The organism is Vibrio sp. CCUG 15886 (assembly GCF_028570825.1).
GTDB classification, from domain to species: Bacteria; Pseudomonadota; Gammaproteobacteria; order Enterobacterales; family Vibrionaceae; genus Vibrio; species Vibrio vulnificus_B.
Map to the genome: position 1 here is coordinate 539936 of NZ_JAQQBT010000001.1, position 13600 is coordinate 553535.

8 protein-coding genes and 1 pseudogene are annotated in these 13600 nt (G+C 48.7%); 2 read left to right on the plus strand and 7 right to left on the minus strand.

Annotated features, from left to right (window positions below; genetic code table 11):
- Window positions 1-159: 159 nt before the first annotated feature.
- From PQQ36_RS02310 to PQQ36_RS02330, 5 genes and pseudogenes are all read right to left on the minus strand, one after another.
- Complete coding sequence (locus PQQ36_RS02310) at window positions 160-1068, minus strand: dienelactone hydrolase family protein (protein ID WP_011081352.1); 909 nt, start codon at window positions 1066-1068, stop codon at window positions 160-162.
- A gap of 129 nt (window positions 1069-1197) precedes the next feature.
- Window positions 1198-2166: pseudogene (locus tag PQQ36_RS02315) on the minus strand (glycosyl transferase family protein); the annotation flags it as partial.
- A gap of 63 nt (window positions 2167-2229) precedes the next feature.
- Entirely contained in the window at window positions 2230-3123 is an 894-nt protein-coding gene (cobA, locus tag PQQ36_RS02320; RefSeq protein WP_273660294.1) for a uroporphyrinogen-III C-methyltransferase, read from the minus strand.
- Between the two features lie 26 nt (window positions 3124-3149).
- Window positions 3150-5795: a nitrate reductase gene (locus tag PQQ36_RS02325; protein ID WP_176301622.1), complete on the minus strand. Its 2646-nt coding sequence runs from the start codon at window positions 5793-5795 to the stop codon at window positions 3150-3152.
- Between the two features lie 223 nt (window positions 5796-6018).
- A complete protein-coding gene (locus PQQ36_RS02330) occupies window positions 6019-6489 on the minus strand; it encodes a GNAT family N-acetyltransferase (protein WP_108694685.1) in 471 nt (156 codons plus the stop codon).
- A gap of 368 nt (window positions 6490-6857) precedes the next feature.
- Between PQQ36_RS02330 and PQQ36_RS02335 the strand changes: the two genes are divergently transcribed.
- Window positions 6858-8258 (plus strand): alpha-amylase family protein, encoded by a 1401-nt coding sequence (locus PQQ36_RS02335; protein WP_011081357.1) that lies wholly within the window; start codon window positions 6858-6860, stop codon window positions 8256-8258.
- Between the two features lie 89 nt (window positions 8259-8347).
- Here PQQ36_RS02335 and PQQ36_RS02340 read toward each other — a convergent pair whose 3' ends face one another.
- A complete protein-coding gene (locus tag PQQ36_RS02340) occupies window positions 8348-10237 on the minus strand; it encodes a methyl-accepting chemotaxis protein (protein WP_011152260.1) in 1890 nt (629 codons plus the stop codon).
- A 196-nt stretch (window positions 10238-10433) separates the two neighbouring features.
- Entirely contained in the window at window positions 10434-12320 is a 1887-nt protein-coding gene (locus PQQ36_RS02345) for a methyl-accepting chemotaxis protein (protein WP_011152261.1), read from the minus strand.
- Window positions 12321-13048: 728 nt separating this feature from the next.
- Between PQQ36_RS02345 and PQQ36_RS02350 the strand changes: the two genes are divergently transcribed.
- Entirely contained in the window at window positions 13049-13600 is a 552-nt protein-coding gene (locus PQQ36_RS02350; protein ID WP_273660295.1) for a cytolysin secretion protein, read from the plus strand.

The window sequence follows — 13600 nt, forward strand, 5'->3', positions numbered from 1 at the left end:
TTTCGTTATTTCACTATGACATAACAAGGAATGTGCCACCTTGGAGAACGCGCCCATCGATAGAACGAAAACAGTGCAAAAAGAACAGCCAAGGCAGACTGACCTTGGCCGTGTGGATTAACGGGCTGTGTGGATTAATGGATTCGTGGCGATGCGCTACTAGGATTTGAGCTCGCGACGGAAAAACTCCACGGTTCTTTGCCAAGCCAACTCTGCCTCTTCTGGCGCATAACGGGCGGTCGAGTCGTTATGAAAGCCATGATTGACCTTCGGATAGATGAAGGCGTTGTAGCGAGCATTAATGGCTTTTAAATCTTGCTCATAGTCAGGCCAAGTGGCATTCACTCGTTGGTCGAGTTCGGCGAAATGGAGTTGAAGGGGCGCTTTGATGTCGGCTCGTAACGATTTGTCTGCTGGCGTGCCATAAAACGGTACCCCAGCATTTAACTGTTCACCCATAACGGCCGCCAACATGTTCACCACATAGCCGCCAAAACAGAAACCAACCGCTCCTAGCTTGCCATTGCTCAGAGTATGCGTTTTGAGGTATTGCGCCGCGGCGATGAAATCTTGCTCTATTTTTGCTCTATCGAGGTTCTTTTGCAGCTCACGGCCTTGGTCATCATTACCCGGATAACCGCCGACAGGCGCTAATGCATCCGGTGCAAAAGCGACAAACCCCTGCTTGGCTAAACGGCGTGCGACATCTTTGATGTAGGGGTTGAGGCCACGATTTTCATGCACCACGAGCACCACTGGTAGCGGCGTGGTCAGTTGCGTTGGCACCACTAAATAGCCTTTGCCTTCGCCATGGCCTTTTGGTGAGGGGAACGTTTGATAACTGGCTTTGATATCGGGGTCATTAAACGACACTTGCTCCGCCTTTGCGTAATCCGGCAGCAGTGCCTCGGTTAATGTCGCAACGCTAAAGCCAAGCACCGCCAACCCGGCTAGGCGATTTAAAAACTCACGGCGGTCAATCTTGCCGTGCGCATACTCGTCATACCAATCAAAGGCTTCTTGTGGGATGGGTTGCTTTGTTGCTGAATTCGATGTTTTGCCAACCATGGTGTTCACTCCTAGAAATGGAAAAGCCAAACGGGGGAAATAGGCACCGTTTGGCTTTAAAGATAGTTAACACCCTTGTATTCGACAAATATCCCCGCGCGGTAAGTTGCCGCGAACTAGGCTGCGATACTAGGCCGAGATATTGACCGCCGCGCAGTATTGACGCCAAAAATCATGCGCCTTTTCCAGTGCCGCTTCTCGATCTTGCAGTTCGGTAAACAGCAGCGCGGCTAAGGTTGCCACGATGGTGTTGGCCATCAGGTTCTTCTCGTCGTCCGGCGTTGCAAACGGACAGTTCTGCACAATCGCGATGTCTGAGCACATTTGCTCAGTCCAATAATGAGAGGTGACCCCTTCCTGACCACTGAACCACACGGTTTGGCTCACTTTGGGATTAAACTCCGACTCTCCCGACTGGCCTTTAAATGAGATCACGCCGTGCTCGGTATAGCCAATTTCATCTTCCACTTCCGCGTGCAACTGCTGGAACCCGGGATGGAAACTGCCACGCAGGCCGATTTTCGCCCCGCCTGGGTTAAGCGCTCGAACCACGGTGTTGATCGGTGTTCTCAGACCATAACGGCTTTTCCAACCAATCATTTTCTCCGCCATCGGCGCAAAATTTCGCAGCGGCAGATAAACGATACCATCTTGCTCAAGCACTGTTTTCGCTTCTTGCGTAGAGCCCGCCTCACGCACACCTACCGCCTCTAAATAATGCTCTGCATGTTCACGCCCTGCGGGTTTGTCGTTGTATCCGTGGAGCAAAACTTTGTAGCCATTATTGGCAAAAATTTTTGCCGCAAGAAGATGCCAAGGCTTACCCGCAGAGGCGCGTTTTCCCGCATAACAAGGCCAATCAATGTCTGCACCAAGGTTAGGTACTCGACTTTGGAAAGCTTTAACAAATCCCGCGATCTCTTGGCGAGTCTCATTTTGTACGCGGATCAGCATCAGCAGCATCGCCATCTGGTCATCACCCACTTGACCATCGAGATACTCATCCATGACTTGATAGGCTTGTTCAAACGTCAGGGGTTTGCGTCCACGCTCACCGCGTCCAACCGTGCGGATACATTCCAAAATTGTGCTCATACTTCCTCGTTGTTCTTTTGCTGCTTAGCTGCGGTCGTCCTTCTGGCTGCGACACTCATTCATCAATCACTCATTAACAAATGAGGCGTTAGCCATGGGCGCGACTGCCGCAAGGGTGGTCTTTAATCTTTCCCGCAGTTTGACGACTTCCCCCATAATGATCAATGCCGGACTCACCCCTTTTAGCGCCACTGCTGTTTTTTCCAACGTGGCCAGGGTTGTCACGTACGTTTTCTGCTCAGGTGTCGAACCTTGCGTCACGATAGCGACAGGGAAATCTGCACGAACCCCCTGCCCAAGCAAACCTTGTTCGATCGCGCGTGCCGATTCTAACCCCATGTAAAACACCAGTGTTTGCCCCGCTCCAACAATTGCAGACCAAGCAGGAAGTGACCCCGTCACCACAGTACCAGTCACGAGCGTAACACTGCGCGCAACTTCTCGGTGCGTGAGCGGAATGGCACAGCTCGCCGCGCAGCCGATGGCCGCCGTGATGCCGGGAACCACACAGTAATGAATGTTGTGCTCGACCAGCGCTAACGCCTCTTCGCCGCCACGGCCAAAGATGAAGGGGTCGCCCCCTTTGAGCCGAACGATTTTGCGCCCAAGTTGCGCAAAGCTGACGATGATCTGATTGATCTCATCTTGCTTTAGACTCGGCTCGCCACAGCGTTTACCCACATAAATTTTGTCCACGTGCTCTGGCACCAGTGCCAGAATTTCTTTACTGACCAAGCGGTCATAAACCAACAGATCGCACTGTTGCAGCGCGTTGACCGCCTTCACCGTCAGCAGTTCAGGATCGCCCGGCCCTGCGCCGACTAAGTAGACAAAACCCGATGCGGCTGCCCCAGTTGACGTTGGGTGACTCTTGGCTTGCAAACCTCGTGATGAGTGGTAACAAATCGCATGTTCGCTATAGCTGCGATCGCGTAATTGAGTGCTGATGCTTGTATCCATAATGCTTTCCTTCGTTGCCGAGTGGATTAACGGCTTGGCTGCGCGATGGCAGGGGCAAAATATTGTTTGAGCTGCGGAATGCACGACCCGCAATTGGTGCCGCACTGGAGCTGGTTTTGCAATTGCGTCAGCGTAGTCACGCCCTCTTGCTCAATCGCTTGTTCTATTTGCCTGTCCGTCACGCGCAGACAACTGCACACAAGCTGGCTAACTCGTGTGGCGAAGCCCGCTTGCATCAGTGCTTGCCAGTTGATGGGCTCACCAATGAGCTTTAGTAACTGTTGATAGTCCGCTTTGAGTGGCTGTGAAGAGGCGATGAAGACCGCTTGCAACTTGGCTTGGTTTGCTTCGTCTGTGTCACTTTGCAGTTGCAGTGTGATCCAACCGAGTTCATGCTGCCAAGTCACGCGGCGAACCTGACTACCCGGCGGCAGATTTATCTCCGCCAGTTGCTGTGGTGGCAGCGTTAAGCTTGCAACGCGCCATACTCCGGATTGGTCTTGATGTTGGTATGCGCAATAGTCTGTTGCTATCGCAGGCGAGAAATCGCTGATCATCACACCAAAGCTGACGACCGGTGCTTTTTCTACCTCAACAAGGCTGGATTTAAACGCAGGCTGGCCCGAAATGGGATCGCCCGTGGCACTGACCACAGCGTTGACTTGGCTCTGACCGCCATAGCGTCCAGCCCAATGCATGGACATAAACAGCTCACCAAACGCCATCGACTCATCAATGACCACCTTAGCCAACAGGGATTGCAGAGTCTGCGGATTGGTGATGTATGCCAGCTCTCCTGCTTGCAGTTCAAGCTTTTCAGCCGACAGACGATTTAGATAGACGGAAGGCTCAAGCTCGCTTGCAGCCAGTTTCTCAATATGACCCGTGCGTGTCATGGTATGCCATTGATCACGCTGACGTCCGCTATTTAAGCGCCAGAGCCCTCTGCCTATAGGCTCATCACTGCTGTTTGCCAACTCCGTCACGGCGACGAATCTGGCTTTGCCATCGGGATGAGAAAAGCGACCATCCGCGTAGGGTGACTCTCCTCCCCATTGGGTTGGGCGCCACTGCTCGTAGGCTTCGTCACTGAGATTCTGATATTGAGCGAGATCCAACTTGTAATGGCTGTCACTATTGATGGCCGTGAGCCCTGCAAACTCACGGAAAATCGCCGCTTCAGAGTCAAACGCAAAGCCATTTTTCGCCTGCAACTTTAGCGATAAACGCGCGCCTACTTCACAGATGGCTTGCCAATCGGGTTTAGCTTCTCCTGGTGGGGAGATAAATCGACGCTGACGCGACATTCGCCGCTCAGAATTGGTGACCATGCCTTGCTTTTCTCCCCATCCAGCGGCGGGTAGCAGCAAATCAGCGTAGTGTGCAACGTCTGAATCGGCAGTGATGTCTGACACAATCACACACGGGCATCGTTCGAGCGCTTGGCGTATCCATCGGTTATCAGGCATTGAGACCACCGGATTGGTGGCCATGATCCACAACACTTTGATTTCCCCTCGCTCGACAGCCTTAAATAGATCCAGCGCTTTTAAACCGGGTTGTTCTGCAATGCGCGGCGATTGCCAAAACTGCTGCACAGCACGGATGGAATCAGGATCAAAACCTCGGTGAGCCGCCAACTGATTAGCGAGCCCACCCACTTCTCTTCCCCCCATGGCATTGGGCTGGCCCGTCAACGAAAAGGGGCCTGCGCCGCGCTTACCAATTTGCCCCGTGGCGAGATGTGCATTGATGATGGCATTGGCTTTATCCACCCCGTTTTGCGCTTGATTGACCCCTTGGCAAAACAGCGTCATCGTCGCGTTGCTGCGTGAAAACCATTGATAGAAAGTGCGCAGCGCTTGAACTTCGATGCCACAGTGAAACGCCACTTGCTCCAATTGATATGCCCCGCTCGAGACTACAGCCTGTAGCGCGGCAAACCCTTGGGTATGTAACTCAATGAACTCGGTATCGATGCCCTTGTCACTGCCTTGCTGCTCGAGCAAATAAGCAAGCAAACCATGAAACAAGCTGACATCGCTGTCATTGGCGATGGGCAAATGCAGGTCCGCTTGCTCTGCGGTGACGGTTTTACGTGGATCAATTACCACCAACTTGACGTTTGGATTGTTCTCACGGATTTGCTGAATGCGGCGAAACAACACGGGATGGGTCCACGCCGTGTTGGCACCACTGATCACGATCAGCTCCGCATGTTCGAGATCGTCATAACTCACGGGGACGACATCTTCACCAAACGCTCGTACATGAGCGGCGACCGCAGAGGACATACATAAGCGCGAGTTGGTGTCGATGTTTGCGCTGCCCACATAGCCCTTCATCAACTTATTGCCAACGTAGTAATCTTCGGTCAGCAATTGCCCTGATACGTACATGGCCACAGAATCCGGACCGTATTCTTCCATCGCCTGATGAATTCGCTGCGCAATCCAATCGCTCGCCTGCTCCCAACTGATTTGCTCATCAGCGAGCTTGGGATAAAGCAAACGGCTCGGCATGTTTAAACTCTCCGCCAACGCCGCGCCTTTGACGCACAATGCGCCATGATTGGCAGGATGTTCTTTGTCTCCCACCAGCTCATCTGGCTTCACCTCCACACCACAACCTACCCCACAGTAAGGACACGTTGTTTTGCTGCATCCATGCATAGATAACTCCTTTAAAATGAAAAAAGCCCCTTCTGTTTCCAGAAGAGGCTTCGTTGCCGTGACGTTGCTTAGTTTGTTTTATTGTTCAGCGCGCGACGCGTGACTGTAAAAAGTAATAGCAAAGCAAGTGCCAAACCAAACAGTGTAATTATTTCAATCAATTAGCTTACTGTTATCACCATGCCCATGCTGATAATGCACAATGGCGGTGCACAATGTTGCCTTATTGTGCACCTGTAGAGACTGTGTTAAACGCTGTGCGACACATCACCAAACGGCTTTCACCATCATCAAAATAGTTCTCTTCCTCGGTGAGGATTTCAAAGCCACAGGATTGATAGATGGCGCGCGCTGGCAGATTGTCTGGCGCAACCGTCAAATAGATTTGTTGGTAATGCGACTGACGCGCCAGCGCATACTTCACCAATTGTTTGGCAATTCCTTGCCCTTGGTAAGCTGGCGATACTGCCAACGACAGCATCCAAGCTTCATTGCACTTGTCTGCCTTAGGTACAATCAGCACATACCCCGCAATCTGATGTTCACACTCAGCCACAATAAAACCACTACGCCAGCAATCATAAGCTTGACGTAAAAAGAACGCAGGATAACCGTGTTGAGCGAATAACTGTTTTTCCATCGCCTCGATATCGGGCAATTGTGAACGTTGGATATTTGAAAAAGAAAGACTCATCTCGTTCGCCAAGAAAGGGTTAATGGCCGTAACCTTAACCGAGAACGCAAGTGATGACTAGCTCTAGATGCATACAAAAAGTGATGTTGATCAATTCGTTTAAATACAACAACTTGCATTAACACAAATTGTACATTTGGCAAAGTGTGCAAAATAAATGCAAGTGCACAATTTTATAAATCCCACCCCTACACAGTGTGATTTAGCTTCCGCACACCTATTAATGATATTCATATTATTTATGGATTTTTTATCATTAATGACGCCGAGCTACTAAGCGTTGTTGCTTAAAGTCACACCGTTAAAGCGACCACACTTCACGCAGGCAAACCCTTTTGAAGTCATACCGATAATAAGAGACATACCCTATGAAACCGTCAAAATTCGTTTTTCTCTCTGCTGCCATCGCTTGCAGCCTCTCCAGTACCGCCAATGCTGACGCCATTTTGCATGCATTTAACTGGAAGTACTCCGACGTCACGCAAAACGCCTCGCAAATCGCGGCGGCGGGTTATAAAAAAGTGCTGATTTCGCCAGCACTGAAATCGAGTGGCAATGAATGGTGGGCACGTTATCAACCGCAAGATCTGCGCGTGATCGATTCCCCACTTGGCAACAAAAGTGACTTAAAATCCATGATTGATGCTCTGAAGGCGGTCGGCGTTGATGTGTATGCCGATGTGGTGCTTAACCATATGGCCAATGAAACATGGAAGCGTGAAGACTTAAATTACCCTGGCAGTGAAGTGCTGCAACAATACGCAGCTAACACCAGTTATTATGCGGACCAAACGCTTTTTGGCAATTTAACGGAAAACCTATTCTCTGGCTTTGACTTCCACCCAGAAGGCTGTATTAGCGATTGGAATGATGCCGGCAATGTTCAGTACTGGCGTCTTTGTGGCGGTGCTGGTGACCGAGGGCTGCCAGACTTAGATCCGAACAACTGGGTGGTGTCACAGCAACGTTTGTATTTGAATGCGCTAAAAGGTTTAGGTGTGAAAGGCTTCCGCATTGATGCGGTTAAACACATGAGCCAATATCAAATCGACCAGATTTTCACTGCAGAGATTACCGCCGGAATGCACGTATTTGGTGAAGTGATCACCAGTGGTGGCAAAGGCGACTCCAGCTATGAGAATTTCTTAGCGCCTTATCTCAACGCCACCAACCATTCGGCTTACGATTTCCCACTGTTTGCCTCTATTCGCAACGCCTTCTCCTACAGCGGTGGCATGAATATGCTTCATGATCCACAAGCCTATGGTCAAGGGCTTGAAAACGCACGTTCAATTACCTTTACCATCACGCACGACATCCCAACGAACGACGGTTTCCGTTATCAAATCATGGATCCGAAAGATGAAGAGTTGGCTTACGCTTATATCCTCGGTAAAGATGGCGGCACACCTCTGATTTACAGCGACAACTTACCTGATAACGAAGATCGCGACAATCGCCGTTGGGAAGGCGTTTGGAACCGTGACCTGATGAAGAACATGTTGCGCTTCCATAACCAAATGCAAGGGCAAGAGATGACGATGCTGTACAGCGACCAGTGTCTACTGATGTTTAAGCGCGGTAAACAAGGGGTGGTCGGCATTAATAAATGCGGTGAAGAGCGTTCTCATACCGTTGACACCTATCAGCATGAGTTCAACTGGTATCAGCCTTACACAGATACACTCACTGGCGTGACTGAAACCGTGAGTTCGCGTTACCACACCTTCCGAATTCCAGCTCGCAGCGCGCGCATGTACATGCTCTAAACGTAGAGCGAGTATGACACAAAAAAATCGGCACCTGAGGTGCCGATTTTATCATTACTATTCCAATCAATGGTTCTAGAAGCTCGACGTTACAACTTAAAGCGAGAAATCTCTCTATCCAAGTCGCCCGCAAGCGCATGCAGACGTTTGGCTTGTTCAACCGCGTCGATGGCGTCGTGTGCGAGTCGATCACTCACCTCACGCACCGACTCCGTGTTGCCATTGATATCGGCGGTCACCAGCGATTGCTCTTCAGCCGCCGACGCAATTTGCGTTGCCATATCGCTGATGGTTTGAATTGCTTCACCAATCGCAGTCAAACTCTCGCCCGTTAGATTCACATCCGCAACACTGGTCTCGGCTAATTGATGGCTTTGCTTCATCACAGACACCGCATCGTTTGTGGCTTTTTGCAGCCCTTGAATCTTGCTTTGGATCTCTTCTGTTGAGGCATGAGTACGTTGAGACAGAACACGAACTTCATCAGCAACCACCGCAAAACCGCGGCCTTGTTCACCAGCACGCGCCGCTTCAATCGCCGCATTCAGCGCCAACAAGTTGGTCTGTTCTGCAATGTCTCTAATCGTTGCAAGAATGGTCGAGATTTGCTGACCATGTGCTTCCAGCTCACCAATAATTTCGACTGCACTGTTGAGCTCACTCGCCAATGAGTGGATAGAATCTTGGCTCTTGGTCATTTGTTGGAAACCATGCTGACTCAGTTCCACCGACTGGTTGGCATTCTTCGCGGTGTTGTCTGCGTTGCCTGCAATTTCCGCCGTCGCTGACGCCATTTCCGTTACCGCGGTGGCCACCATCGTAATTTCATCTTGCTGCTGGCGAATGCTGTTGCTGCGCTGGGTTGCAGTACGTGCTGCTTCGTCAGCTCCGAGGTTCAATGCTCCAGAAACGTCGCGCACGTTTTTCACCATCACATGCAAGCGGTCGACGAACTTGTTGAACTTCTCAGCCAGTTGGCCCACTTCGTCTTGGCTGGTCACTTGCAAACGACGGGTTAAGTCACCATCACCTTCGGCAATATCCGCCAACGCTTCGCTAACACGCCCCAGTTCGATCAACTGTCTTGCAACAAACCAAGAGGTTGCAGCGGCCATGATCACCAAGACCAACAAACCGATTAACGCCTGACTAAACAGCATGTCCGTAATCGGCTCTTCAAGCGTGGCTTTGTCCATCTCCATCACAAGTAACCAGTCTGTGTACTCGATCGGCTGCGCCATGATCACTTTCTCAGCACCATTCACTGTCGCGTAGATGGCGGTATCGCTGTCTGCCGCTTGAATCAGTTGGGTAATATTCAGCTCAGAAGCGATCTCATGGATGGGTTTCAGCAGCACATCTTTATTTGGGTGTGCCACGATCGCCCCTTTACGGTTGACCAGAATGGCCTGACCATTCCCTGGCACTTGAATCGCTAGCACGTCTTTGATCAATTTATCCAACGCAAGGTTGGATGCCGCTACACCAATTAACTTGCCGTTTTGACGCACTGGATCTGTCAAAGTAACGACCAAAGTTTGCATGGTCACACTGACATAAGGCGCAGTGGTAATCGCGCGATCTTCCGCTTTTGCTTCTTTGTACCAACCACGCGCACGCGGGTCGTAGCCGGGTTTGTTTAGCGAAGGATCATGACGAAACATTTCACCTTGTTCGTTACCGTAGTAGCTTAAGCCAAAGCCGCCAGCGATAAGGGTTTGACGTAGATGAGGCACAATATCCAGGTTTGGGTTACGTTCAATCTCTTCTCTTAAACCTTTCACCGCCAATTGCTTATCATGAAACCAATCGGCAATGCCTTTGGCATGCGCTTCAAGCGTGTTGCGACTCTCACTTTCAATCGCACGCCAGCTGTGAGTGTTAAACGTTTTGTATCCGACGAATAGTAAAGTGGCAGATGTGATTGCAATAGCCAAAACAACCGAGGAAACCATCTTCCTCTTCAAACTAAATTGCATAGTTGACTCTCATTGTAGTTATAAACATTGTTGAATAACTGAGAATATACGTTTCGCTTTACAAATTTCTGGGTTTTAACTCTAAATTTATACTCAACCAGTTTGATTGATTTATCACTGTGTGATCTTGCTTCAAAACAACGGCGTCCGAAGACGCCGTTTTATTTCTTAAACATACTCTTTTAAGAACAAATAGTTATGACAACTTAAACGTGGCCACTTTCGCGCTGAGTTCCTCTGCTTGCTCTTTTAGCTGGTTCGACTCCACGGAGCTGTCTTGCGAGCTGACTACCAACTGATCGGCCACATCTTTGATCGACGTGATGTTTTGGGTGATCTCGCTGGTCACATGGGTTTGCTCTTCAGCCGCAGTGGCGATTTGCGTCGCCATGTCGCTAATGAGTGTGACCGCTGTGTTGATTTCTTCCAATGCCTGCGTCGCTTTATCCGCATCAGCAACTGAGTTGCCGGCTAACTTCGAGCTGTTTTCCATCAAGTTCACTGCACGATGCGTAATTTGTTGTAAGGCATCGATGGTGGATTTGATCTCTTCTGTCGAAGAATGAGTACGCTGCGACAACACACGCACTTCATCCGCCACAACCGCAAAGCCACGCCCTTGCTCCCCAGCGCGAGCCGCTTCAATCGCCGCGTTCAATGCCAACAAGTTGGTTTGCTCCGCAATGCCTTGAATCGTGGCAAGTACGGTCGAAATTTCCTGAGCATGACGATTAAGATCCGAAATCACGTTGCTCGCTTGGTCCAGTTCGCTCGCTAGGCTATTGATCGAAGACTTGGTATGCAGCACCAAGGCATGGCCATCGTTGGTGCTGGCAGCAGAATCCTGTGCTGCGCGCGCGGTTTGCTCCGCATGCGATGCGATTTCTTGCGTGGCACTGGCCAGTTCAGTCACCGCCGTCGCAACCATGGTGATTTCTTGTTGTTGGTGATGAATTTCGTTCACTGCACTGTTTGCTCGATAAGTGCTTTTATCCGACTGTTGAGTAAGCTGATGAGACTGCTCGCGAATGTGGCCAATCAGTTGCTGTAAACTCGCGACAAATGTATTGAAATTATGAGCCAATTTACCCACTTCATCGTCGCTTTCAACCACAATACGTTGCGTTAAATCACCACTGCCGTTGGCGATCTGTTCAAGCGCAACAGACACGTTATTGAGTGGACGGAACAGCAAATTACATAACATATTGAACAGTAGCGTACACACAATCACCACCACCGCGGTGACCAGAATTTGGCCGATGACAGCATCAAACAACGGCTCAACCAACGAGTTGTAATTGATAACACTCACGGTCGTCAGTTGCGTGCCTTCTATCGCTTTTGCATACACCACGGATTTTTCACCAAAGACATCCACATAGATATCTTTGCCGTCTCGCGCAGCTTGGGTGATGTCATTAAACTTCAAGCCAAGTTGACTGACTGGTTGATTCAGCAACTTGGTATCGGAGTGGGTAAACACATTGCCTTGCTGGTTGGCAATGAACATATAACCTTCACCGGGTAAGATTACCTTAGCCATACTGTTAAGAATGTCGGTGATTTCCACATCCGCGCCCAGCACCACTTGCTGACCATGCAATGAAAGAGCTTTACCTAATGAGACCACATTTGCCCCGGTTGCCGCGGCGACAGTTGGGTTATCCATAAAGACTTTAGCTGGATTCGCCATGGCGTTTTTATACCAACCCCATTGGCGAGGATCATCGTTCCCCGGCGGTAAAACCACACCATTCGCGTTGTCTTGCGCACCATCTGGGTAGGCGAGAAAGACATTGTCAAAACTGGCCGAATCTTTCACCTGTTTTAAATGAGTCACAATGGACTGTTTGTCGACTTCAGAGGATAGCGCCGTTAACGCTCGCTCTTTTGACAGTAGCCAGTCCGTTACATATTGATTGTATGACGCGGTGGTACTGGTCAAGCGCTGTTGCACCTCGACTTCCAACCGATTTAGCGAAGCGTTAAATGATAGCGCTTCAACCAAAAGTCCCCCGACAATAATGGCAGCGCTCGCTGAAACAGCGAGTTTGTTTTTTAAAGAAAGTTTTCTAAGCATTGTAATCCTGCTCTTTGTTATTGATTTAGCTCAACACCTGTCACCGCCCTCACACAAAAGTGATTGGGCATCCTCGATGCCAGTGTTCCCGCACATTATAAATTCGAAGCTAAAAATAAATCATGACCAAGCTCTTAACTTTCAACATCCAACGTTCAACATCCAATCACTATACCCGTAAATTTTTCCTGAGGACTTAAGAGAGTTAAAACATACCAAAAATAGCGAAATAACAATCAAAACCTATTTCGCTTTTTCATTGAATAAAAACAAACTTATTTTAGAGCAATAATTCTAAAAATGAATTTCTGCATTAAATAATTTAGTGATGACAAATATGAATAAATAGATTTCATTTTTATCAATTTAAAAATTCAAGCCAATAATTAAGAAATAGTTAAATTAAAAACAACTAATTAACCACCCTCTTTTTTAGTCAAATCTTACACATAAAAACCAAAAGCAAAAATCACATAAAAACAATAAGATAAAATAACAACACCCACATTAATCAATAAATTAAATTTAGAGTAAGCTTATATTAGATCACTTTTAAAACAATAATAGATCAGATATTAATCTGTTGATTTTGTGACAGTGAGCCAAAAAATACTTTTATTTTATTTATATGAAATATTTTCAGGATTATTAATAAATAGCCAACAGGATTTTGGTGCATATCTATTCTCAAGGACGAACCAAACAATCTCCATACAAATATTAATGTTATGGAGAAAATAACAATAATAACCCTTACTCGTAATGAGGAATCTATGCTTAATAACAAAAATAGAAATGTAGGACGCCTTACCCTACTCTGCTGTTTGTTTGCGGCGAATACTTTTGCTGATGTTCAAATTTTGGGCAGCGAAAGTGAGCTTTCACAAACCATTGCCGATCAGTACCAACAAAATGTCACGCTGTTTAACGGCCAGCTAAACAGTAATGATGTGTTGTATGTCAATGTAGGAACAGCAACCGGTGACGAAATCACTCAAGCAAAAAGTCATATCATCTCCGGTAGCACCGTGGTGATTGATTTGACTCAAATTGCTGGTGACGACGCAAGGCTTGATTGGAGCCAAAAACTCACTGGTTTAGGACTGTCAGCGCCTGTTGTGGTTACGGGGGTTTATCAAGGCGACGCCTTAGTCAATGCGATTGTCAGCGATGTCACCGACGAGAATGACAACCCAATCAACGATCCCCAAGCCGAGTTAGAGAGCGTTAAACTTTCTCTCACTCATGCCCTAGACCGCTTCCAATCTGAGGGAAAATAA